A 24253-nucleotide genomic window follows, 5' to 3' on the forward strand; every position below is an offset into this window, starting at 1 on the left:
GCGAGTGAGGCTGAAGTAGCTAATTGAATTCAACAAACTTGGTAATAGAGTCTACTTTGTCAGTGAGATCGAGTCCGAAATACTCTTTGAGAGCAACCATAAAATCGGCCTGATTTGTGAGTAAGGTTTCAGTTATCTCACCATTATTGGTTATTTTAAGGCGTTCATTTAACAGAGTCGCTGAGCCATTAGCTGTGGCGATTGCTGCAATACACGCCGAGTTAAACACCGAATCACAGTGCGTAGAGGTATAGTGGTTTGCAACCTCGATATCACCTTGGCATACGTATCCCATATCTAGACTATAGAGGCTTTGCCATTGCTCGTTATCTTGAATTTGTAGCATGATGCCAAACTGCGCATCGCGAATAAAACGAAAGGTCTGGTTGTCGGTTTTGAGTTCAACATCAAGTTCAATGGCAATCGGCTTTCTTGGAGTATGAGAGCCAAACCCAACATCAACTAACCACTGCTGATTATCAATGGTAACTAGGCTTACTTGATGACTACGTCCACTCGCAGTACCGGTTAAATGTACTCGCCCTAAAAGCCGCTGTACGGTAAAACCCATTGCTTGCAAGGCATAAAACATTAACCCATTCACCTCAAAACAATACCCGCCACGCAGGTTAGATATTAACTTGTCGATAATTGACTGCTGATCGACATAGATACCTGAGTTATCAATTACGTTGAAGTTTTCAAATGGGATAGTGCGATGATGTGCATTATGTAATTGATGTAAAAATGTAACGGATAAATTCGGTGTTTTATCAAGCTGAATTCGTTTTAGATAGGCAGTTAGGGTCTGGGTATCCATATATTAGGCTTATAGTAAAAAGGCGAATTGAATGGATACACCTTACCAAAAAAAAGCCTCGCGTTTACGGCTCAGAGCCATAAACGCGATCAAGCAAAGAAATTTAAACGCCTTTGTGGTACTGCTTGTTGTTGGTTGGGGCTATAACATTAGTAACCAATGTATAGTCCTTATCCGTGGTTACTTGGCTGTGCTCAATATAGTGTTGGAAAGCTAGGATAAGCTCAGGTTTGCTCACCTTATGTTGGGTCTCGGTCTGGATATCACGCAGGTCGATAAATACATCGGTGATCAGATCGCGCTGATCCCTTAAGATCTCAAGGTTGAGCACGTTTAGTTCACTATACAGGCTATTGTGTGAGCCTTTTTGTTTATGCACCACATACGGGCTATCGTTGAGATTAATGATTGAAGTCCGTTTGCTACAACGCTTAAGGCAGCCTTTATTTACCTTTATTTTTTTACAACCTTCAGTTTGTTGGAATAAACATTGACGACTGGTGAGCAGGGTATTTGGATGATACACACTGTAGAAGGTGCGCATCTGTGCTGGCCTACGAATATGCCTTAGCTGTTTATCGCTAAGCTCGTTAGACAAAAATGCACCTGAAGCTGAATACTCTTCCTTTAAACACTTTAAGGCGTATGAGTTTGCACTGTTCATATGTGGGCCTGCAATCCATTCTAGCCCTAAGCGAGTTGCATGCAAGCCGACACCAGAGTTGTTGGTGATCAGCATGTTAGGCTTAATCTCAGCTAACAACTGCTGTGCTGCTTCAAAATCAGCGCCAATGAGTATCGACGGGAACCAAGGCTTGAGCGTCGGGTATTGAGTAAACAGCTCGATAAGCTGATTCAGTTCTGCTTGTAAGCCCATAGGTATCTGGAAGTAGACATCTATGGAGTCATCTTCGGTTAGATAAGCATCGCTAGGGCTTGAGATAAGTACCGACAGTGCTGGTGGCTGCTGAAGTTTTTCATTATGCGCTAGCGGATCGAGTTTAAATACCTTTGCGCCACCTTTTAAGCTCTTGTTGCTTTGTTGGGGTGGGATGTTGAGGTCTTTGATCTGATCCTCTACGTGGGTAATGATATCGGTTTTCTTGTCATACAGCTTTCTTTTAACCGATTGCACTTCATCAGCTGTGTGACAGCCATAAATCTTAGAAAAGTGGTTTACAGCATGTCCACGCGGGTTTTCAATGAACATGTTTTTACCAAAGTTGCCCTGTAAAAAAGCATTAGAGAAATCACGGTTAAATACCGTGTATAGCTCAGTCATGTCGCTTGATAATGGCTGATTATTACACAACCTATCAATCTGTTTACGCCAGTTGTCGACAACCGTATAAACATAATGGAATTTCTTAATTCTGCCCTCAACCTTGAGAGAATAGACCCCTGCATCGGCAAGGGCTTGCAGGTCGTTAAAGGCTGAATTGTCCTTAAGATTAAGGGGGTAGTTGGAGCCTTGTGCTGTGGTTTCGTATTGATCACGACAAGGTTGCCCACAGCGGCCGCGGTTCCCCGATGTGCCGTTACGAGCCGAGCTGAGGTAACATAAACCAGAGAAGCCAATACAGTACGATCCATGCACAAAGACTTCCATCAGCATATCGTGCTGGTGGCCAAACTGTGTGAGCTCTTTGATCTCGTCAATATTCAGCTCGCGGGATAGATTGACGCGACTTGCGGTTAATTGTTTTAGAAACTCAATCTGCCCTTTGTTATGGGTATTTAATTGGGTTGAAGCGTGTACATCTAACTTAGGGAAATAGTGCTTTAGTAGATACCCTAGGCCAAGGTCTTGTATGATAACACCGTTGACTTTGGTGAGCTTAAGCTCATTAAGAAGGCGGATCAGAGAAGGGATCTCGTTCTCTAATATCATGACGTTGAGAGTCAAGAATATCTGGCAATTGTGCGCGTGAGCCAACTCAAGCACGCCATTTAGGTTCTCTAAAGACAGATTGGTAGCTCGGTTTCGTGCATTAAAACGGTCTAATCCGCAGTAAATGGCATCTGCGCCAGCGGCAATTGCCGCTTTAATGGAATCGACATCGCCACCAGGAGCAAGTAATTCAAATTGATCACGCGTCATAACCGAGCCTCTATTATCTTGTGTCATGGTTTAGGCCTTTAGCCCTGTTAATCGTGCAACTTCAGCAACTGATTCACTGATCTGTATGGCAAAGTTGCTGAGTGCTTGTTGTTCACTTTGGTCAAAAGCATTGCTAAGTACTGACTCAGCGCCGTTTTTACCGACAATCGTGGGTAAGCTCATCACCACATTATCTAATCCATATTCACCATGTATAACGGTTCCTACAGGAAGAACGGAGCGTTCATTGACCACAATGGCTTGGATGATGCGAAAGACGCTTGCGGCAATGCCATGCGCGGTGTTGTTCTTGCGATGGAAGATCTCAAAACCAGCTTGTTGAACGCTGGTAAGTAGCTCGCTGCGCTCAAATTTCTCAAGATTGTTATGCTCGCAGTAGGCATCAAGATTTTGTCCTGCAACCCCTAGACTGCGCTCAGGAATAAAACAGTTGCTGCCGTGCTCACCAACCACTAGGCCAGATATATTTTTAGGATCTAACTGAACGCGCTGCGCAACAATCGTCATCAAGCGAGCAGTGTCGATAACGCAGCCTGAGCTTATCAGTTTGGCGCCGTTAAAGTGTGTATTATGGGCGATGAAGTGGGTGACAATGTCGCAAGGGTTAGTAACAACAATCAAAATAGCGTTTGGTGCCACAGCTTCGACTTGCTTGGCAATATCTACACCAATTCGAGCATTAATCTCTGCAATGTCGAGGCGCGATTGCCCGTGTTGAATTTGAGCGCCCGCAGTAAGAACCACAATGTTGGCATCTTTTAATGCTGAGTAATCGTCTGTAGCGATAAGATCGGTGTTTTTGGAAAAGGTGAGGGCGGCGGTGTGTTGAAAGTCGAACACTTCGCCTTCTGCTTTATCTAGATTACGGTCGAGTAATACCAACTCGCTCGCCATACCTAAGGTTAACACATAGTTGCATACACCAACCCCAACTGCACCCGCACCAATAACACCAATCTTCATGATTCAAACATCTTTGATAATAAAGTGTGAAGTGTATCGCGCATTGGCTTAAGCTCAAAATGGTTTTGTGATTTGGCGCAGCACAACATAATGAATTTTTGGGATAGCAGAAACAACAAAGCCTCCAAAAAAGGAGGCTTTGTTTAAATTTGGTGGGTCCGGGCGAACTCGAATCGCCGACCCCCGCCATGTCAAGGCGGTACTCTAACCAACTGAGCTACGGACCCAAATTTGTGTAAGTAACAGTGCCTTAGCGCCGTTGCTTGACAGGTAATATATTCAGTTGCGCGGTTACTTGCAATAGGCAATTTGAATATTTTGGTTTGTTTGATGCCTTATTGTTCAATTTGCTCAAATAGCGATCCATAACGGCTAATATTTGTTTCTATGTTGATGAGTAACAACGCAACTTAGTACTGAACTTGTTCGCTAGAAGCACCATCAACATACCAATTAGAGCCTGAAACAAAGCTTGCTGCGGGGCTAGAGACAAACACAACTACATTGGCGACTTCATCTGGGTTAGCAAAGCGTCCCATAGGGTTGTTGTCTAATACCTGATTGAAAAAATCAGGATGCTCGCGTTTAATCTTGCCCCAATGCCCATTTTCAATATAGGTATCGCCAGGAGAAACCGTGTTTACTCGAAGTATTGGCGCGTGGGTGAGAGACAGTGACTTCATATAATGGGCCATTGCGGCTTTTGCCGCGCCATATGCTTTGCCTTTGGCAATCGTACTGCCGCTGGCTTTTGAGCCGATATAGGTCAATGCACCGCAAGAAGACTGGAGAAGTTTAGGCAGTACAGATTCGATTGCTTGTTGGGTTGCCATGATGTCGTGGGCAATCATATCACTCCAATCATTAGATAGCGCACTGACATTGGGTACGAAAACGTCAATGCTAGGAATGGAATCAATCCATGATTGGAATGCGGACGCGTCCGTTACATCCACAGATGTGCCTATAACTTGTTTAGATAGCGCTCCCAAACTTGCTATCGAGGCATCTATTTTATGTTGGCTACGTCCACAAAACCACACCCTGGCCCCTTCTTGGGCAAAGGTAAGCACGATCTCAGCGCCGATACCAGAAGATCCGCCAGTCACAACGACATGTTTTTCTTGTAAGCCTAACTGCATTCTTTATTTACCTTCTTGGGTGAAATTTACTGCTAAATACTACAACGCTGTGCCCTAAAACAGCTCTATACAATCTTAGTATTAGGATAGTGTAAAAGTGGAGGACGTAATGAACACTGAGCTTAGGTGTTGATTTAGCTACGCACAATTGGAGAGCATATCTAAAGTTACCTGATTAAGAGAAGCCAGTTTATAGTCGGCAATACTCCATTGTGGGCGCTCTAATTGTGATGTCTCCGGGATTACGATCGTTTTCATACGCGCCGCTTTGGCCGCTAACAATCCGGTAAGAGAGTCTTCTAGGGCAAGGCATTTCGTAGGGCAAACCTTAAGAGCATGTGCGGTATTGAGGTATACCTCTGGGTGTGGCTTTCCATATACCAATGTTTGTGCTGAGAGCACGGCATCGAACTGGTGGGTTATCTCAAGGGCATTTAGGGTTGCTTCAATGAGATCCATTGGTGAAGAGGATGCTACCGCCAGTTTGATATCCAGTGTTTTTAAGCGCTGTATTAAGGGCTTAAGGCCAGGCATTGCCGGTTTATTAAGCTCTATTAACTCAATGACTCTCGCGCTTATCTGCGAACACACTTGGGCTTGGGTTGCCCCTGTCCACGGTTGCTTAGCATAATAGCCCTCAACTATGTTATCGATACGCACACCTGTGGTGTTAATCGTATCTTGATGGGTGATAGATACGTTATACAGGGGAAATATCTCTAACTGGGCTTGCTGCCAAAAAGGCTCTGAATCGACCATTAATCCATCCATGTCAAAAATGACGGCTTGGAGCATAATTTAATCCTTAACTTCGATGACTCTCGATACGATTACGAGTGAGGTTGCACTATTACATACCTTTATGTGATATCGACGCAAGGAAAACCAATCAAAACATGAGCTGATTGGTAGCGTTGGCTAGTTTTATGGTACGGGAGGGGCTATGAATCATATAAAACCATTAGCGGCACTGATGTGCATTGTGCCGTCCATCGAGGCAAAATCTGAGGCAAAGGCGGTTCAATTAAACGCCATACCATTAGCAAACAACTATGCAGGGCAACTCCTTGATAGCTCGTACTTGATAAGTGAAAAACTGGATGGTGTCAGAGCTATTTGGGATGGAGCACGCCTATATTCACGCTCTGGACGGGTGATTAATATCCCCGAATTTTTTGTCAAGCAAATGCCTCCCTTTGCAGTCGAAGGCGAGTTGTGGGCTGGGCATGGAAGGTTTCATCATGTGCAGCAAACGGTACTAGATAAAGTTCCTAATGAAGCAAGCTGGCGCACTATAACTTACTGTATGTTTGATGTGTTGAATACCGTAATCAAGTTTCGTGATAACTACACACAACTATTAGCATGGCAGAATCACAATCCATCTCATAATGTATGTGTCGTTAAACAGGTGCCATTTGAGTCAAATGAACAGCTGTCTCGGCAATTACAGGCGGTGTTAGTTAGCGGTGGAGAAGGTCTTATAATCAGAAAAGGCAGTGCGATAAGTGTTGCTGGTCGAAGTAATAATATCCTTAAACTAAAGCCTTTTATGGATGCAGAAGCATTAGTTGTTGGGTATAAACCGGGTAAAGGGAAGTATCAGGGGATGATTGGCGCACTGAGAGTTCAAACCCCAACTGGGGTTGAGTTTTTTATCGGCTCAGGTCTAAGCGATGTTGATAGAGCGACGCCTCCTAAGTTAGGTAGCACGATTACCTATCGGTTTAGCGGGGAGACGCATCTCGGTGTACCGAGGTTTCCCCGCTTTGTACGAGTCAGGCAAATGCAATAGGGGCATTTTGCTCGTGCTAATAGAATTATCGTGAAGCGAATAATAGTTGCGCTTCGGCTGTCTGATTGTGCATCCATTTCAGGCGTAGACCTAATAAAATTGCAGCGGTAGTTAGACCGAAAATAAAGCCGAACCAATAACCTTGTGCTCCCATAGGCTGGACAATCCAGTCGGTTGCACCAAGTACATACCCCGAGGGTAAACCGACCACCCAATATGATAGAAAGGTTCGGTTAAAGATAGAGCGCATATCCTTATATCCACGCAATGCACCGCCTGCAATGACCTGTATCGAATCACTAAATTGATACACTGCAGCTAATAGTAATAAGTGCACGGATATAGCGGTAACTGCATGATTGTCGGTGTAGAGGTTGGTGATCTGCTCTCTAAATAAGATGGTGATAATCGCGGTACATGCGGCCATCATTAAGCCTAATATCAATCCAACATGCGTCGATATCTTGGCACCTTCAGTGTCTTCTTCTCCAAGTTTATGCCCTACGCGAATACTAACCGCATTGCCGACACTCATCGGCAGCATAAACACCATAGAGGAAACGTTGATAGCGATTTGATGCGCCGCTACAACAATAGGGCCAAGTGGAGAGACAAGTAGTGCCACTACCGCAAATAAGGTCACCTCAAAGAATATCGACAAGGCGACAGGTAATCCCAGTTTAAATAAGCGTATCTGAGCTTGCAGTTTAGGCTTGTGCCACGTAGCAAACAGGCCGATGCTTTGGAATCGTTTTGCAGTAACGGTAAACCAAAGCAGCATTAAGAACATGACCCAATACACTATAGTGGTTGCTACGCCGCACCCCATACCACCTAACGCTGGCATACCGAATTTACCGTAGACAAAGATATAGTTAAGTGGAATATTCAGCAGCAACCCAACAAAGCCTATGACCATGGCGATCTTGGTCATAGACATGCCATCGGTAAAGCTGCGCAGGGTTTGAAAGAATAAGAACGCTGGAATTGCTGGTAACATGGCATGCATATAGCCGATGGTAATACTTGCCATATGTTGGTCAACATCCATCATTCCTAAAATGGTCTTTGTCTGCATTAGGACAAAGGCAATAGGAAAGGCGATAAACACTGCCAAAGCAGCGCCTTGATGGATCTCATTGGCAATCTTGTTTTGATGTCCACGCCCGTTAAGTTGAGCGACGATTGGGATCAGAGCCATCAACACTCCAATCCCAAACAAAATTGAGGGTAGCCAAATGCTCGATGCTATCGCAACTGCAGCCATATCAGTTGCACTTACGCCGCCAGCCATAATAGTATCAACTACGCCCATACCAGTTTGAGCTACCGAAGCAATCAATACCGGAGTTGCGAGTTTGACAAGGCTTTTCACTTCTTTTTTATAACGGTGCAAGATGGAGATCCTAGTAGCATGCGTTGGGTGCGAGCATAGTAATTGAGTAGAGTATTAAAACCAACCAAAAATAAAGAGGTATTTATGTTTACTGGCATTGTTCAGGGCACAGCAAAGGTCGTTGAAATTATAAGAAAACAAGATTTTAATACCCATATTATTGAGCTTCCTAAACACCTATCAGAAGGTATTCAAATTGGCGCATCCATTGCTCACAATGGGTGTTGTTTGACTATTACAGGTGTGCAAGATAGTCGAGTCAGCTTTGATTTGATGAAAGCGACTCTTGAGTTGACCAATCTAGGGCTAATTCAAGAAAATGATGAGGTGAATATTGAGCGTGCGGCAAGGTTTGGAGATGAGATTGGCGGGCACAGCATGTCTGGTCATATTATGTCTACAGTTAAGCTTACTGGCATTATAGCGTCGCCTAATAATAAGACGCTGTGGTTTGATGCGCCACAAGATGCGATGCGTTACATACTGCCCAAAGGCTATATTGGGCTTGATGGATGTTCGTTGACCATTGCTGAGGTGAAGGCATGTTCATTTTCAGTCAACCTGATCCCAGAAACACTCAATCGCACCTTATTTGGAACTAGAAAAATAGGCGATACAATCAACCTAGAGGTTGACCCTCAAACGCAAGCGATAGTCGACACTGTAGAGCGCGTAATGGCGCAAAAACTAGCTTAAAATATCTGTTCGTCGTCCGCATCAAGGCTAAAGTCGACTCTGTCTCTAACTTCATCGAGCGTGATATTCATATGGATTGAATTACAGCACGCAGGGCAATCATGATAAAAATCTTGATTTCCTTGCGTGGTATCTATGGCTACGGTGATTGTTTGTCCACAATGCGGGCATGAAACATACTTGTCGGCGTAATTTTTCATGGCATTTTCTCCTGTAACATGAGCAACAATACTAAACGTATAAGCTATTTAAATTATCGATTTGGATTTGGGCATCGGGCAAATAGTGGCCGCCAAATACATTACACTGATTAAGGATATGGTAAAGATTGTAAATCGCTTTACGTTGTTGATAGCCTTTGGGTAGTGGGTATACGCTTTGATAGCCCTCATAAAACTCGGCGCTAAAGCCGCCAAATAATTCGGTCATCGCTATATCACACTCGCGATCCCCCCAATAGCAAGCTGGGTCGTAGCAGATAGGACCAAAAGGAGACAGCGCGCAATTAGCTTGCCATAAATTACCGTGTAGCAAAGCAGGTTTAGGTCTGTGACCAGATAATGAGTCTTTGGTATTGTCGATAATCTGTGTGATGTTTCCGAACTCAATTCCTTTTTCTTTTAGGAGTTGAAGCTGCCATCCGATACGTTGTTCAGCGAAGAATTGTGCCCAATTTTTGTGCCAGCGATTTGGTTGAACTGTGTTGCCAATAAAATTGTCACTATCAAAACCAAACTCTTTTTGGTCTCCCCATTGGTGAAGGTTGGCAAGTTGCTTACCAAATTCTTCACTGCATTGAAGATCTGAAAGTGGGCGGGTAGGAAGGTAGTTTAGGATAAGAAAAGAGCTGTCTTTAGTTGTACCGAAGTGAACTAATTCAGGTACCGAAACCGTACCTGTACTGCGTAACTCCGCAAGAGAATCAACCTCAGCTAAGTAATTTTCGAGGAAGTCCTTATGATTAATTTTGACAAAGTAACGTTGTTCGCCGTCACTTATCATAAAGCTTTCGCTGATTTCACCAGCACTAATCCGAGTTTTTTCTTCAATCTTAAACTCGAACATTAATACATCGGAAAGTTGTTGTGATATTGCTTGCCACATCAAAACACCCTCGAAATTGTGATTACTTAATTATTTTAAGTGTAGATGATATTTACACTTAAAATATGATCTCCTTCTCATAATATACGACGTATTTGCCAATAGGCATCGGCCCAATATGGGGAATCCAGTCGAGATATCATCACCCCGTGAGAAGTGGAGGCGTGCATAAAGCTATTATCGCCCACATAGATACCAACGTGTCTCACTCCATAGCCAGTTTTAAAGAAAACCAGATCACCGAATTGACGCTGTTCATAGCTTATCCATACACCAACATTGCTCTGAGTCTTAGTTGTCCTTGGGATAGGATGATGGAATACTTCATTGAACGCAATTTGAACAAATGCGGAGCAATCAACGCCTTTTTTAGATTGTCCACCTAAGCGAAACGGCGTGTTATGCCAGGTTTGATAAAATAGATAAAGTTGATCTTTATGCGCAGCTTTTACGGCATTTAGCTGCATCATGTTGACTTTTGCGGCTGGATTTTCCGTTGGACCAGATACGCATCCTGCAAGGAGTATGCTAAATAATAGCAACATAGTCGATTTCATTAATGTTTCCTAAAAGGTTGAGTGAGTAGCTTATCTAAACGTTGCTCGTTAGGATGACGAAACTGTGCTATTCCAATGCGCATCTTTCCATGTCCATGTTTAGGCTGTGCGATATAGGAATTAAATAAGCGATCCCAAATAGATAAGCAGAAACCATAGTTTGAGTTGGTTTCGCGGCGAATTATAGAGTGGTGAACTCGATGCATGTCGGGTGTAACCATACATTTACGTATTATTTTATCGAGTTGCTGAGATAGGCGCAGGTTACTATGGTTAAACATCGCGCAGCCATTTAATGCGACCTCAAATATAATTACAGCTATTGGCGAGATGCCTAGTATAAGGACGGCTGTAATTTTGATTATCATCGATAGCCATATTTCTATGGGGTGAAAGCGCGCACCGGTAGTAACATCGATATCTTGATCCGAGTGATGCATCTTATGCAGCGCCCACAGCCAAGGTACGACATGAAACAGCCTATGTTGCCAATAGATGAGAAGGTCTAAAACCAATACGCTAATTATAATGTTAATTAGGCTTGATACGCCTAATAGATGCAGTAGTCCCACGCTATGCTGCTCAGTCCATGCTGCAGCTTCGAAAGCAAGTAATGGTAGGGTTAGCCTTAATAGCAGAGAGTTAAATACCACAAGTGCGATGTTATTTACCCAGCGGTACCATTTAGGTTGGGTGAGTACGCGGCGAGGATAGATTGATTCAAGCGCGATACACAGCAGCAGTATACAAGCAAACAAGATCAGTCGAATTAGGTTGTTATCCATAAAATTGTCCTTGGTTGCGTTCCGTGAATGACTCAATTACCCTTGCGAGCTCAATCAATAACAGGGCATCATTAAAGAATGCGAGTTCATGCAGTGCACGAGTTAATCGAGCACAGAATCAATAATGCAACCAAGCCTTTTAATGCGCGTGGTGCAAAGGTGCAGCGTTGCCTTAGATGTAGAGTGGCAACGAAATATTGTCTATGCCAATTTCAACCCGCGCCTTTTCAAGGTTTTGCCGCAATACTGCTCTATTCAAACAATGAGGTACTCAAGCCCAGTAATACCGGACGCCTAATCGCAGATATCTGTGAAGACAGTTATGCCTTTGAATGGCAACGCACTGAAATGCCTGACCAGCTAAAAAGGCTACTAAATGACCCTGCATATCAACCGATTCTGGTTTTCCCCTGTGATTATTTATTAGAAAGTAATACGGTAATTGAGCCTAGTAGTGTTAAAGGGATGGTGAAAATCCCCTTGTTTATTTTCTTAGACGCAAGTTGGCGAGAAGCTCGACGTATCTATCGAAAATCAGCGTACTTACATCATTTACCGTGCCTTTCAATCAGTGAAAAATCACTGTCGGATTATATTATGCGCAAAGCGGTGAATGAACAACAGTTAGCAACATGCGAGGTGGCAAGTCTGGTATTGAATCATGCTGGATTTACCGACGCTGCCGATACATTACAGCAGTGGTTTGAAGTCATAAAAGAAAGTTATATGTTGACCAAAACTCAAGGAGATAAAGATTTCACTCGCCCAAAACTGAGTGCTTTTCTCAATAGCAGCAATGCCAAGGATAACTGAGTAGGAATCCGTGTCTTTTATGCGAATCATCACGGACAGTAGGGCTACATTTCTGGATAATAGGCTGAATTAACTCAAAATAACGTGGATGAGACAGCTAATGTATTATGGTTTTGACGTCGGCGGTACCAAGATTGAATTTGGTGCATTTAATGAAAAACTTGAGCGTCTAGCGACAGAGCGCGTACCGACTCCTGGTGATGATTACACTAAGCTAGTGGATACCTTAGCCGGTTTGGTTGATAAATATGATGCGAAGTTTGAAACCAAAGGTAAGGTCGGGCTTGGTCTTCCGGGTATGGAAGATGCTGAAGACGCAACTGTACTGACCGTAAATGTTCCTGCGGCAAAGGGAAAACCATTGCGAGCGGATCTTGAATCTCGTATTGGTCGCACAGTAAAAATTGAGAATGATGCAAACTGCTTCGCACTTTCTGAAGCATGGGATGAGCAACTCAAAGACGAGCCTTGTGTTATGGGGCTTATTTTAGGTACAGGCTTTGGCGGCGGTATTATCCATGATGGTAAAGCCTATTCTGGTCGCAACCATGTTGCCGGTGAAGTTGGTCATACCCGTCTTCCTATTGATGCATGGTTCCACTTAGGTGATAACGCACCACTGCTTGATTGTGGATGTGGTAAAAAAGGCTGCTTAGATAGTTACTTATCTGGTCGCGGATTTGAGCTTCTTTACGCGCACTATTTTGGTGAGCAGAAGAAGGCGATTGATATTATCACTGCATATACACAAGGTGATGCACAAGCCACAGTGCACGTAGAGCGCTTTATGGAGTTATTAGCCATCTGTTTTGCTAATATCTTTACTGCATATGATCCGGATGTGGTTGCTCTTGGTGGCGGTTTATCTAATTTTGAGCTCATCTATGAAGAGATGCCAAAGCGAGTACCTAAATACCTGCTTTCAGTGGCCAAATGTCCGAAAATTATCAAAGCTAAGCATGGAGATTCAGGTGGTGTTCGTGGAGCTGCGTTTTTGAATATCCAATAAGCAACAGCAGGCAATGCAATGTGGTGCGCTAGGATCTCAGTGCACCATTTTTTTGCCTATTTTATGGTCGTTTTTACTTTGAAATTGGAACTAAACCAGAACAAACGCAATTTTACCTACAATGTTTGTGGTTATTTTGGTATAAAACGCGCTTCAAATTTTCTTCCCTGCTGAGAAGCAGCGTATAGGAGACCTATAAATGAGACTTGCACATAAACGTAACGTTCAGCGTAAATTACGTAAATTTGTGAAGGCTACACCGGCGCAGCAGCGCACAACATCGGAAGTAGTCGAGACGAAAGAAGTCAAAATCGAGACGGTTGTGACTAAACCGAGCGTTGCTTTGACTCCAAAACAACAACAAGTACTTGATATCGTTGTTGCTAACGCAGATGGCATTAATCCAAAAGGGATTGGCCTATCAGCAGGACAAGAAGACTCAAAAGCAGCATCTTGGGCAACGGGTGCTCTGAAAAAGCTTGTAGAGCTTGAGCTGGTTGTAAAAGAGAGTATTGCGTCGAATAAAGTTCTATATAAAGCACTCTAATTCAAGTAAACAAAGGGAAGTTAAAGCTTCCCTTTGTTTTAGTGCTAGGTGACAACATGCGATGACTAAATGCTAAAGGTCAGGCTGGGTTACATCAATGAATAGACATGAATAAGGGAAGCATATGCTTCCCTTATTTTTTTGCTTCTGACTTCTTACTTCTTACCAATAGGTCGGTTTTCTTTCGGCTTTAAAGTGATCTTGCCAAAACCAAGCTTTTTGAAGTAATTGTCGCGATAATCGCGAGCGGCTTTGGTGTCAGACACGGCTTCAATCTGCTGTTCCATTTTTAGGAACTCTTTAATATCAATGCCTTCTGCTTCAGCAACGGCTTCATGGATAGAGCGGAACTGCTGATAAGAAAACAGCAGCTCTTTCGGTTGTTTGTTATAAGTGTATAAAATTGTACGTGCCATATAATTTGCCTTAAGAAGCATTCACCGCAATGCGCGGTGGAGTAATGTTATGTTGACGGAACTCTTTCATCACCCGCAAAGTGATGTCAGTTTCGAACAGTTTCTCATACGCAGTATCCACTACGTAAGCCTTACAGGTCAATTGAATGGCCAAATAGTTGTCTGTAATGGACTGTTTGACTAAAACAACAACAGGTTTAGGCAGATGGATATAGCGACTGGATGAGGCGGCTTCTTGAATCAATGTCCGAGCAAGGTCGATATCTTGATCAACCCCGACGAAAAAGGGGATGACTACCTGCATATCCAGCGCGCCATAGTTACCGCTAATTGTCACTTCATTTAAAAATTTGTTATTAGGGATCGTAATAATATCGTCATTAAGGGTACGCATACGCACCGAGCGTAGCCCAATAGTGATGATATCTCCGTAGTTGCCTTCAAAGGTGACGCGGTCACCAACCTGAAATGGACGGTCTATCATCACCGTAAGACCTGCGATAAATGACGCAGCGAGATCCTTTAACGCAAAACCAACGGATACTGCCAAGGTACCACCGATCAATGCCAAAATATGGTCATTGATACGAAAACTGATCATAAACACCACTAAACCCGCAGTGACATAGATAAAGAACTGAAAGAAAGACTGAGCTTTCTGCAAAATCATACGATACTGAACAAACTGGGTGCTGACACTTTCTACGATGGAGTCCACAAAGCGCAGTAGTAGCCATGTGCATGCCACAATTACGATAGAGAAGAGCACGCCGCCCCAACGGATTAAGGTTGCAAACTCCTCAAATGAATCAATGTTTGGTATCTCTTCTGTAGCCCATGTTGGAAAGCTGCAAACAACAAGAACCACAAGCCATAAAATTTTCTGCATATTATTTTACCAATAGGTGCTGACGGTGAAGAACATTAGTGATGTGACGGAACCAGTGATCTGAAATCTTGGCTTTGTCTTCATTCCACTCTATATAGCCGCGACTCTGGAAGTAGCGCAGGGTACCGAGAACCTCAGCATGGGACAGGCGAGTACATTCCGATAACTCTTCTTGACTGGCGACCTCTAATTGCACGATAGAGCGCAGTACTGCCAGCATGGGCTTGGGCATGGATTCTAATTCTTGAGATTCTGGTGCTCTAAATAATCGCACCACAACGGAATCATCTTGCTTGTCACGCCTTAGAGAAAGCCTAAAGAAGCGCAAAGAAACGGTAGGGTTTCCATCCGCATAATGCCAAAGAATACGATAGAAGCCTTTGCGTGCTCGTTCTTCTTCACTAATATTTTCATGGTCCCATTGCTTGGGTACAACTAACCCTTCAAACGACAGTTTATTATCATCACTTTGGTTGATTCGTGACTCTAGTAACTGTGCTATTTGTACTTCATTCCAGCGCGGCAAAAATGCAACCCAGTCAAAAAGTAGACGCTCACCACGAGCTCGATCCACAAATCGCCAGTTGGCTTTCTCTATTGCCAGTACAGCGCGATGGTTTTTCTTAGAGCGACGCAAGAGGTTGGTAAACTTAATTAATCCGTTTAAGCCTCCTACCATGGGCTTAACCAGTCGCTGCCCATTGTCCAACGCAATCATATAGCTTTCATTACTCTTACGTAGGTGGTTTAGAATCTGAATTTCACCCACTTCACGGTCTAAACCAAGCTGCTCTGCAAAGTCTTGGATAAGCTCGTTGTAACCGGTGTAAGGGCAGTTGAGGTATATAGGGGTCGCATTCTTCACCTTGAACAGAATTTGTTTTAAGAAGGTCGTTGTGCCAATACCACGTTCGCCTGAAATAACGCAAACCGCCGGTTGATTGGATAGAACGTAGCGTGAGATGTTTTTAAACTCGTCGGTCGCATAATCAATGAGTGTACTTTCCTCGTGCCCAGGGGTGACATACTTAAATGCCTCTTCACCACGGATACGCACCAAAGTACTAGATTGTGCCTCGTTCTCATTTTGTTTAGCCACTTCAATCTTAAACAGATAGGCAAGCCCTTGACTGAAGAAGGTATATTTAGACAGTCGACTTACAATCAGGGTCTGTATAGTTGTAACTGTTATCCATATGATTCCGATCACAGAGGCAAGTATATTGAGTAAAAATGTGTCTTGGTTTCGTTCAGCCCAGCTAACCCAAACCGGTTTATCTTGTATATTGGCCATTCGGCTAAAGATAATTGGACGCCATTTTTTCAGTAGGCGCACTGATATCAATACGAACCAAAATAACACTAATGTAGATATCCAATAATAAATCGTACCTTTACCTACGGTACGTTGTGATATCTGTAAAATAACCCCAACAAAGATAAAGCTCCATACATACCAGCGAATAGTAGATAAGCGTAAGGCGATAATTTTGGGTGATGAACTGCGGCTATTACGGTATGTAAACTCTAATAAAAAGCTAATCGCAATTGAACCACCTAGAATCCACCAAGTGAAGATCTCCAGTACAATCAACTGGTTGAGGCTAGGTATTGTGGTGAGCACCCGCAATGAGAGAGTGATTGCAATTAATACCGCTATGGCACGGTTGGCGCGACTAATGTACCAGATCAAACGTACCCACAAAGACGGAGAATGATTCAGCTCCAGTTGTGATTTACGGAATCCCTCAATAAGGCGCTTGCTGTTGGTTAACCACCATGTCAAAACAAAATAGATAAACAACACCTTGATGGTTGCCCATATAACCGGGATCGGCGAGATAAAGATATCTTTGATTAAGGCCTTAAAGCTGCGAAGTTGCCAATGCAGTAAGAACTCACCATTTAAGCGCGTGATATACCATTCGAGCTTAAATTGTGTCACGCCTGATGGACCAAACCCAGTGACTAACTCTTTAGTTGATGTGCTAGAAAGCCTAATGAGCTTTTCTTTGCTGTGTCCTAGGTGAGATAAGGTTAACCAGGTTTTCTCTGCTGCTTGCCAATTTTCCGCGCTGGATTGCTTGCGATATTGGCTGAGTTGGTTTGAAAATCGTTTAGCGTCGATTTGTTGTTGTTCTATTACCGCAGACAGTAATTGGTCAACCTTGTCGCTATCTGCACCCGACATAAAAAGCGGTTCAGGCAATTTATTAACTTCAGATGCAATGGTTATTGCAACTTGGTCAACCTCAGGTTCGTCTGAAATTTGGTATTCCCATTCCGCTCGCGCAGAAAAAGAAAGCAGAATCAAAGCAAGAGAGATAAAAAAGTTTGTTCTCATGATTATCTTGAGCCCAGATGTATAGAATAAAGATATACTCGCAAGTCTAGTTCACTCTGATTCAATTCTGAAATTTTTTCATAAAAAACATAAAATTAGGTGCAACTAGTTTCTATTAAAAGTGTGATTTATATTCCTAAAATAGAAGCTGCTATCGGTTTTAACCGTAACTCATATATGCTGATATATAGTGAGTCATACATGCTAGGAGGCTGGGTTGAAATTTCCTTTTAAAAATATCGTTATATTAACTGGAGCGGGTATCTCCGCAGAGTCCGGTATTCAAACTTTTCGCTCTCAAGATGGTTTATGGGAAGAACATCGTATTGAAGATGTCGCAACACCAGAGGGATATATTAAAAATCCCGAGTTAGTGCAGTCTTTTTATAACAAACGTCGTGAGAAATTACAGTCGGCCGAGGTAAATCCTAACTCAGCTCACCAAGCATTAGGGAAACTGCAGCACCGCCTTGATGGCCAGGTGACAGTGGTAACTCAAAATATTGATAACCTGCATGAAAGAGGCGGCAGTGAGGGCGTTATGCATATGCATGGCGAGCTTCTCAAGTCGCGCTGTAGTGAATCCGGGCAGGTATTTGAACAATTAGGTGATATTAGTCAGGGAGATTTGTGCCATTGCTGTCAGATACCGCAACAGTTGCGGCCACATATCGTTTGGTTTGGAGAGATGCCTCTAGGACTTGATGCCATCTATTCGGCAATACAACAAGCCGATCTGTTTGTATCTATAGGGACTTCTGGGGTGGTGTATCCAGCGGCTGGTTTTGTTCATGAAGCACGGCTACATGGCGCGCATACTATCGAAATCAACCTTGAACCAAGCGCAGTACAAAGTGAGTTTGAAGAGAGACGTTACGGACTTGCCAGTATTGAAGTGCCCAAGTTGGTGGACGAATTATTGACCCCTTAAATGCAAACGGCTTTTTACCAATTGAAAGCTGTGCTCGTAATTTAAGCGACTATTAGGATAGGTTAATAAAAATTGACCATCTTCAATTGCCTCATCAGGAATTAGGCTAATCGTATCGTTTTCTATATCGATGCTATCGAGGTTAGGGGTCAAACCTGTATGGCGAGTTAGAGCAAGTTGGGTTTGTCTATCGGTTAAATAGTTAATTAACTGATAGGCTTGGTCGTGTTTTGTCGTATGTTGCAGCATTGACAGGGCGTAAATATCCAATAGGGCACCTTCAGATGGCCAAACAACCTCAATATTGCCACCATCTTGATTTACCTCAAAAGCTTGAGCGTTGGTCAATAAACCAATAGAAACTCTACCCGATAAAAAGTGAAGTTCTGGGTTGCGGTCTGCTAAGAAGGCGGTATTAGAGGCCAGCGCCTCTAGCCACTCTTGAGCATACTGAATCTGGATTTTTGACGGATTATTGATGGGATAGCCTAGCTCAATTAGTGCAATACTGACCATGATCTGCGAATCATTTGGAAATAAAAGTTGCCCAGACCATTGTGAGTCTAATAAGTCACTCCAACTATCGACTAACGAGGAGGGCAACATATTAGCATCCGTCGCAATTCCCATACCCTCAATCAAAAGCGGTACTGAGTATTGGCTATAGGCATCGAGTAATCCAATATGGAGCTCTGGTTTAAAGTCTTGTCTATGAGTTAGCTTATGCTGCTCTATTGGAGCAAAATATTGTGGAAGACTATTTTTTTTCGGATAGAAACTGTAAGGAAGTATTGCAACATCTATACTACTGGCATTGATACCAGAGTGGCTAGGTATGATATGCGGATTGTATTCGCGCTGCACAATCTCAATACCAGTTTCATTAGTAAACTGCTGTATTACGTGGTCTGGAATCATACCCTGGGGTGAGTACAAGGTTAAAGATTGACTAGAGTGTTCGTTTTTTGTATTTATCGATGTTGCTCGTTTTTCGAATGTGAGTGATTCTTTAGCAGACGCTTGAAATATAAAGAAAATAGTCGGAAAAACCAGTACTAAAATAAAACGAAGTGTGCTTGTCATTTATACCTATTGTGAGTCTTGTTGTATAACAAAGTGTGACTTGAGCCGCATTATATATGAGCCAATCTAAGTTTGCACCTACCAAATCACATTTTGTATTGCATCTGTTGATGTCATGACTTCTCCTTTTAACGTGGACTTGAATATAAGCCATTACTAAAATGAGAGTTTGGCATAAAGGTATACCCCTCACTCGCTATTGTCGCTATACTTGCGCGAGAAAAATTTCGTTATATAGCAAGGATATCAACAGTTAAATGAGTAACCCGATTGAGAAAGATTTTAACTTAGGAGGCAGTGTCGACAAGGCACTTAATGGCGATTTTGAATTAAAGCCAGTAGACGTGATACGTGAGGCATGGCAGTTGACCATGAAGAATTTATTTCGTTTTTCTCCCGCTATATTGTTACTGGTTGCTATTCAAGCTGCTATTTTCATTTTCGCGTTAAAGTTACATATGGGCGATCTTAGTGCGCTATTAAATATAGTGAGTGATCCTGAAAATATTGACCCTTCGATTTTTCAATCTGTGTTCATTGCAAACTTTAGCTATGAGGTGGTAACCGCTCCGCTTTATGCCGGTGTTGCATTGATGGCAATGAGCCATGCTGCGGGACTAAAAACTCAAACAGGCCAGATAACAAAGGGCCTGAACTTCACGCTATCGGTGATCATTGTTTCAATGATCAACCTTCTGCTACAAGCGATTTCTGGAACCCTATTTCCGTTCTTATCATTTTACCTTTCAATTGCGTTTAGCAATGCGATTCTACTGGTATGTGAAAAGCGGATGCGACCGATTCAAGCTCTTTGGACATCATTACGAGGCGTAAATAAGCGTTTGTTTGCAGTGGCGACGATTTATTTTGTCGCAATGCTCATGTTTTTTGTTGGGGTGATGATGTATGGCCTAGGACTGATTATTGCAGTGCCATTTTTCTTCCATGTTAAGGGGATTATCTATCGCAATATGTTTGGTATTCGCCTGCAGGTTGTGACAACAGCTTCACCTGAAACTGATGATAATACTCAAGATGATGACAACTCTAATAATGGACCGCGCCCAGGCTCGAATACCTTTGATGCGTAACAAGATGAAAATAACCAAAAGATGGCACTTACTGATGGCTCTTGTAGGCGCGTGCACCTTATCTTCGGCACACGCTCAAGAGTATATGTTTACCTATAGTAAACTGTATTCACCGCTAAAACATAACCTTCAACAACCAGACTCTAGGGTTAAAGTCGGACTGTTTTTTACAAACTTTCAGAGTAAGCATCCATGCACAATAGAAAAAGCCTGGATGGAAAAAGAACAGCACTATGAATCCCTGACTATTGCTGACAATAGTGAGATTATTGTTCCTTTAGACGACAATTTACGCAGTGCGAATCCACTAGTGTTTATTCATACTCAGCCCAACACCCGTTGTGATTATTCACTGGTAGTATTGGATAAAAAGCAGTGGCAAGGTAGGGTCAATCGAGAGAAGCTTGAGCATACTACCACTGAGATGCATCAAACCCTTGCGGAATTAGGTGGGATGTTTTCTTCGTGGTTTACGCCTGATATATTGGGAGTAACCTTAGAGTTTGCACCCAATACAGCGCAAGATATATTACTATCGAATGGTAAAGTGATTAAGGTTGATGATAGCGATAGGGCGATACTGAAGTTAACCGACTTAAGTGACGGTGTCACTGCAAATATACCGATTACAACTCAAAGAGTTATGCCATATATTAAGCAATAAAAAAGAGGACCTTCGGTCCTCTTTTTTATTGGTTTAGATATTAGTCACGTCCAGTTGCATCTTTGGATCAAATTCAACTGGCTCAGGAGTGCTAACTTGTGGCATCTCTTCTTTATCAAAGCCAATATCGCCACCGTTAATCACCCCAGAATCTTTATCAATTGACTTGAAATCGAATAGTTTATGGTCTGCAAGGTGACTCGGAACCACATTTTGCAGCGCCGTAAACATAGTCTCAATACGCCCAGGGAATTGTTTATCCCAACCATTGAGCATCTGCTTGATATTCTGACGCTGTAGATTTGGCTGTGAACCACAAAGATTACACGGAATAATTGGATAGTCGCGCATTTGCGCAAATTTGATGATGTCTTTTTCGCGGCAATACGCCAACGGACGAATGACAACGTGTTCGCCATTATCAGAAACAAGTTTTGGCGGCATGGCTTTCATTTTTCCGCCATGGAACATGTTTAGGAAAAGTGTTTCTATAATATCATCGCGATGGTGACCAAGAGCAATTTTGGTTGCGCCGAGCTCTCTGGCTGTACGATATAAGATACCACGACGCAAGCGTGAGCAAAGAGAGCAGGTGGTCTTTCCTTCAGGGATCTTATCCTGAACAATAGAGTAGGTGTCTTCTTCTACAATCTTGTACTCTACACCTAAACTGTTTAGATATTCTGGCAAAATATGGTCAGGGAAACCCGGCTGTTTTTGGTCCAGGTTAACGGCAACAAGAGAAAACTGTATTGGCGCACTTTTTTGTAAGCTCATCAGGATTTCAAGCATAGTAAAGCTATCTTTACCACCAGATAAACACACCATGATGCGATCGCCTTCTTCGATCATATTAAAATCGGCAATGGCATTACCTGTGTTACGACGTAAACGCTTCTGTAACTTGTTTAAGTTGTATTGCTGCGCCTTGGTGGGTTGTTGAACTTGTTCGCTCATACTGCTTCCGTTTAATGGTTAAACTTTTGGACAGGTATGATACGGATATTCAGGTTAGTTTCCAGTGAAAAATGGGACGCAAAAAAAATGGCGGTAATAAACCGCCATTAAAATTACTAATTATGCTTGTTTGGGATCCAGTGGACTGATGTATCCACTAGGCTTTAATGCCAGTACATCGCAGTTTATTTTGTCTATGATATTTTCCGCGGTGTTACCAAGGAAAACCGCCGACAATCCAGTTCGACCTGAGGTACCAATAATAACCAATCCGGCGTTAAAGTCATCAACCGCTGCGGGAATAACATCTTGAGGAAGGCCCTGTTCAACAATGGTTTGAGCTTCGTCAATGCCATATTGTTGGCGTAAAGACTTCATGCTTTTCAGGTGATGACCTCGAACTGAATCGGAGTAAATGGTGGGATCAAATTCAGGTAACTCCACAGTAATATTAGGTGGTGTTATTGGGTATGAGTTCACTAGGTGAGGCGTGGCGTTGAGACGGCGAGCTAAATCTAACGCACATTCGACCATATGTTGATTGAGCTCCATATGCAGTTCATTTTCAGACCCGACATGTACAGATGCAACAATATGACCATGCTCTGGCCAGTCATGCTCTTTTACCATTAGCACAGCACAAGGACATTTTCGCAATAGATGCCAATCAGTAGGGGTGAACAATACCGACTCCAATACATCGTGTTTGCGTGTAGTTTTTACTACGAGCTCGATATCTTGGGCAAATACTTCACTGATGATGGCTTCATAAGGGCGGTTATGCCACACCACTTTAATATCCAGTTGAATACTGTCATCAAGGTAAGGCGCTGCAATTTCCTTCATCCACTGTTTTCGTTGGTGGACAACACCGGCGCGCATAGCATCTCTTTCTTCATAAGAGAGCATGGAGGTCATCTCATAAGAAAAATCGTATATGGCAAGAAAGAAGGTAATTCGGCTAGGAGAACGACTCTTTTTACCGATCTGCATGGCTCTAGCCAGTGCAGGTTGTTGCTCGGTATCAATGTTTGCAACAACTAATATGTTGTTATAGATACTCATAGGTCACCTTGTCTAATTATCGAGAATAGCGCTTAGATTAAATAGGAACGTGATAACGCATCACGTAAAGTACTAAACCTATAGAGTAATATTAGACGAAAAAATAGTGACTTATTAGTGGTTTAAAATATTTATAGTGAAGAATTTGAAGTGACTCACGAAGAGCCACTCTCGAATGAAGGGTTAGGCTGAGCGGCTGGCTCCGGCAAGCTTACCTAATGCATCATGGTCATTGATTGTGATGTATTTGCCTTTTACAGATAAGATGTCTGATTTTTGGAAGCGACCGAGTAGGCGACTAATTGTCTCAACGGTTAAGCCTAAATAATTACCAATATCACCACGGGTCATAGTCAGGCGAAATTCGCGAGGGCTGAATCCACGTTGAGAGAAGCGCTCTGATAGATTGTAAAGAAACGCAGCTAAACGTTCTTCTGCATTTTTCTTAGACAGTAGCAATATCATATCTTGATCGCCTTTAATCTCACTACTCATAAGGCGCATGATCTGTTGTCTAAGCTTTGGCATTTTACCAGATAGGTCATCCAAAATTTCGTATGGAATTTCACAAACCATTGAGGTTTCTAAGGCTTGTGCAAAGCTAGGGTGAGCGTTTGAATTAACCGCATCAAAGCCAACCAGGTCACCGGCTAGGTGGAACGCAGTGATTTGCTCATCACCTTGTTCTGTGATGGTGTAACTTTTTATTGTCCCAGAGCGAATCGCATAAAGTGATTTGAGTTCATCACCAGCTTTAAACAACTCTTGTCCTTTTTGGATCGGCTTTTTACGCTCTATGATTTGATCTAGTTGGTCTAGCTCATTGTCATTAAGCGTAAAAGGAATACAAAGTTGCGAGATACTACAATCTTGGCAGTGGATGGCACATCCACCAGATTGAACACGCGTAGCTGTTGGCTTGTCAGTGATAATCATAGGTCTCAATCGGCTTTAATCTTGATTTGCGTCAATATATTACCATTCCTAGCCATTAAAAGGTAGTACAATTAGTTGCGTAAAACCTCAGTTTTCACGTGCTATAGACTCAAAATCATTATGCAAAA

Annotated in this window: 25 protein-coding genes and 1 tRNA gene; 8 read left to right on the forward strand and 18 right to left on the reverse strand. The window is 42.8% G+C overall.

Features of this window, described 5'->3' with window-relative positions:
- Positions 1–19: 19 nt before the first annotated feature.
- From OCU28_RS05525 to hxpB, 6 genes are all read right to left on the reverse strand, one after another.
- Positions 20–820, reverse strand: coding sequence for an arylamine N-acetyltransferase family protein (locus OCU28_RS05525; protein WP_261817331.1), 801 nt, complete (start codon positions 818–820; stop codon positions 20–22).
- Between the two features lie 103 nt (positions 821–923).
- Entirely contained in the window at positions 924–2921 is a 1998-nt protein-coding gene (locus OCU28_RS05530) for a peptidase U32 family protein (protein ID WP_261817438.1), read from the reverse strand.
- A 30-nt stretch (positions 2922–2951) separates the two neighbouring features.
- The gene (locus OCU28_RS05535) at positions 2952–3905 is read right to left on the reverse strand and encodes a lactate/malate family dehydrogenase (protein WP_261817332.1); all 954 of its coding nucleotides are present in this window, start codon (positions 3903–3905) and stop codon (positions 2952–2954) included.
- A 150-nt stretch (positions 3906–4055) separates the two neighbouring features.
- Positions 4056–4132 (reverse strand) — tRNA-Val (locus tag OCU28_RS05540).
- Positions 4133–4315: 183 nt separating this feature from the next.
- Positions 4316–5047: an SDR family NAD(P)-dependent oxidoreductase gene (locus OCU28_RS05545; protein ID WP_261817333.1), complete on the reverse strand. Its 732-nt coding sequence runs from the start codon at positions 5045–5047 to the stop codon at positions 4316–4318.
- A 138-nt stretch (positions 5048–5185) separates the two neighbouring features.
- Positions 5186–5842, reverse strand: a complete 657-nt coding sequence (hxpB, locus tag OCU28_RS05550) for a hexitol phosphatase HxpB (protein WP_261817334.1) — start codon at positions 5840–5842, stop codon at positions 5186–5188.
- Between the two features lie 148 nt (positions 5843–5990).
- On the opposite strand from hxpB, the gene OCU28_RS05555 reads away from it, so the two are divergent.
- Positions 5991–6842: a DNA ligase gene (locus OCU28_RS05555; RefSeq protein ID WP_261817335.1), complete on the forward strand. Its 852-nt coding sequence runs from the start codon at positions 5991–5993 to the stop codon at positions 6840–6842.
- A gap of 25 nt (positions 6843–6867) precedes the next feature.
- On the opposite strand, the gene OCU28_RS05560 is transcribed toward OCU28_RS05555, so the two are convergent.
- Complete coding sequence (locus OCU28_RS05560) at positions 6868–8238, reverse strand: MATE family efflux transporter (RefSeq protein WP_261817336.1); 1371 nt, start codon at positions 8236–8238, stop codon at positions 6868–6870.
- 84 nt (positions 8239–8322) lie between these two features.
- Between OCU28_RS05560 and OCU28_RS05565 the strand changes: the two genes are divergently transcribed.
- On the forward strand, positions 8323–8934 hold the full coding sequence (locus OCU28_RS05565) for a riboflavin synthase subunit alpha (protein WP_261817337.1): 612 nt from the start codon (positions 8323–8325) through the stop codon (positions 8932–8934).
- On the opposite strand, the gene OCU28_RS05570 is transcribed toward OCU28_RS05565, so the two are convergent.
- The 4 genes from OCU28_RS05570 to OCU28_RS05585 all read right to left on the reverse strand — a co-directional run bounded on the left by OCU28_RS05570 (position 8931) and on the right by OCU28_RS05585 (position 11380).
- Positions 8931–9134, reverse strand: coding sequence for a CPXCG motif-containing cysteine-rich protein (locus OCU28_RS05570; protein ID WP_261817338.1), 204 nt, complete (start codon positions 9132–9134; stop codon positions 8931–8933). The two genes, OCU28_RS05565 and OCU28_RS05570, sit on opposite strands and share 4 nt — an antisense overlap.
- A 31-nt stretch (positions 9135–9165) precedes the next feature.
- Positions 9166–10038, reverse strand: a complete 873-nt coding sequence (locus tag OCU28_RS05575; RefSeq protein ID WP_261817339.1) for a fructosamine kinase family protein — start codon at positions 10036–10038, stop codon at positions 9166–9168.
- Between the two features lie 77 nt (positions 10039–10115).
- Positions 10116–10595 carry an NlpC/P60 family protein gene (locus tag OCU28_RS05580; protein WP_261817340.1) on the reverse strand — a complete coding sequence of 160 codons (480 nt, stop codon included), beginning with the start codon at positions 10593–10595 and terminating at the stop codon, positions 10116–10118.
- A complete protein-coding gene (locus OCU28_RS05585; RefSeq protein WP_261817341.1) occupies positions 10595–11380 on the reverse strand; it encodes a sterol desaturase family protein in 786 nt (261 codons plus the stop codon). Before OCU28_RS05585 ends, OCU28_RS05580 begins: the two co-directional genes overlap by 1 nt.
- 78 nt (positions 11381–11458) lie before the next feature.
- On the opposite strand from OCU28_RS05585, the gene OCU28_RS05590 reads away from it, so the two are divergent.
- The 3 genes from OCU28_RS05590 (at position 11459) to OCU28_RS05600 (ending at position 13749) form a co-directional block, all read left to right on the forward strand.
- The gene (locus OCU28_RS05590; protein WP_261817342.1) at positions 11459–12193 is read left to right on the forward strand and encodes a tRNA-uridine aminocarboxypropyltransferase; all 735 of its coding nucleotides are present in this window, start codon (positions 11459–11461) and stop codon (positions 12191–12193) included.
- Between the two features lie 100 nt (positions 12194–12293).
- The gene (gene nagK / locus OCU28_RS05595) at positions 12294–13202 is read left to right on the forward strand and encodes an N-acetylglucosamine kinase (RefSeq protein ID WP_261817439.1); all 909 of its coding nucleotides are present in this window, start codon (positions 12294–12296) and stop codon (positions 13200–13202) included.
- A gap of 199 nt (positions 13203–13401) precedes the next feature.
- Entirely contained in the window at positions 13402–13749 is a 348-nt protein-coding gene (locus OCU28_RS05600; RefSeq protein WP_261817343.1) for a MarR family transcriptional regulator, read from the forward strand.
- 155 nt (positions 13750–13904) lie between these two features.
- Here OCU28_RS05600 and OCU28_RS05605 read toward each other — a convergent pair whose 3' ends face one another.
- The 3 genes from OCU28_RS05605 to OCU28_RS05615 are packed head-to-tail and all read right to left on the reverse strand — an operon-like array spanning position 13905 to position 17398.
- The gene (locus OCU28_RS05605; RefSeq protein WP_261817344.1) at positions 13905–14165 is read right to left on the reverse strand and encodes a DUF2960 domain-containing protein; all 261 of its coding nucleotides are present in this window, start codon (positions 14163–14165) and stop codon (positions 13905–13907) included.
- Between the two features lie 10 nt (positions 14166–14175).
- Positions 14176–15054: a mechanosensitive ion channel family protein gene (locus OCU28_RS05610; RefSeq protein WP_261817345.1), complete on the reverse strand. Its 879-nt coding sequence runs from the start codon at positions 15052–15054 to the stop codon at positions 14176–14178.
- 1 nt (position 15055) lies between these two features.
- Positions 15056–17398, reverse strand: a complete 2343-nt coding sequence (locus OCU28_RS05615; RefSeq protein ID WP_261817346.1) for an ATP-binding protein — start codon at positions 17396–17398, stop codon at positions 15056–15058.
- A 217-nt stretch (positions 17399–17615) separates the two neighbouring features.
- Between OCU28_RS05615 and cobB the strand changes: the two genes are divergently transcribed.
- Positions 17616–18329 carry a Sir2 family NAD+-dependent deacetylase gene (cobB, locus tag OCU28_RS05620; protein ID WP_261817347.1) on the forward strand — a complete coding sequence of 238 codons (714 nt, stop codon included), beginning with the start codon at positions 17616–17618 and terminating at the stop codon, positions 18327–18329.
- Here cobB and OCU28_RS05625 read toward each other — a convergent pair.
- A complete protein-coding gene (locus OCU28_RS05625) occupies positions 18315–19412 on the reverse strand; it encodes an ABC transporter substrate-binding protein (protein ID WP_261817348.1) in 1098 nt (365 codons plus the stop codon). The two genes, cobB and OCU28_RS05625, sit on opposite strands and share 15 nt — an antisense overlap.
- A 257-nt stretch (positions 19413–19669) precedes the next feature.
- Between OCU28_RS05625 and OCU28_RS05630 the strand changes: the two genes are divergently transcribed.
- Together OCU28_RS05630 and OCU28_RS05635 are read left to right on the forward strand one after the other, a co-directional pair.
- Entirely contained in the window at positions 19670–20503 is an 834-nt protein-coding gene (locus tag OCU28_RS05630) for a DUF2189 domain-containing protein (RefSeq protein ID WP_261817349.1), read from the forward strand.
- 34 nt (positions 20504–20537) lie between these two features.
- Complete coding sequence (locus tag OCU28_RS05635) at positions 20538–21167, forward strand: DUF2987 domain-containing protein (protein ID WP_261817350.1); 630 nt, start codon at positions 20538–20540, stop codon at positions 21165–21167.
- Between the two features lie 33 nt (positions 21168–21200).
- Here the strand turns inward: OCU28_RS05635 and ttcA are convergent, their stop codons facing one another.
- From ttcA to OCU28_RS05650, 3 genes are all read right to left on the reverse strand, one after another.
- Positions 21201–22124: a tRNA 2-thiocytidine(32) synthetase TtcA gene (gene ttcA / locus OCU28_RS05640; RefSeq protein WP_261817351.1), complete on the reverse strand. Its 924-nt coding sequence runs from the start codon at positions 22122–22124 to the stop codon at positions 21201–21203.
- 120 nt (positions 22125–22244) lie between these two features.
- On the reverse strand, positions 22245–23189 hold the full coding sequence (uspE, locus tag OCU28_RS05645; protein WP_261817352.1) for a universal stress protein UspE: 945 nt from the start codon (positions 23187–23189) through the stop codon (positions 22245–22247).
- 183 nt (positions 23190–23372) lie between these two features.
- A complete protein-coding gene (locus tag OCU28_RS05650; RefSeq protein ID WP_261817353.1) occupies positions 23373–24125 on the reverse strand; it encodes an FNR family transcription factor in 753 nt (250 codons plus the stop codon).
- Between the last annotated feature and the right edge of the window lie 128 nt (positions 24126–24253).

This window comes from Vibrio gallicus, assembly GCF_024346875.1.
GTDB classification, from domain to species: domain Bacteria; phylum Pseudomonadota; class Gammaproteobacteria; order Enterobacterales; family Vibrionaceae; genus Vibrio; species Vibrio gallicus.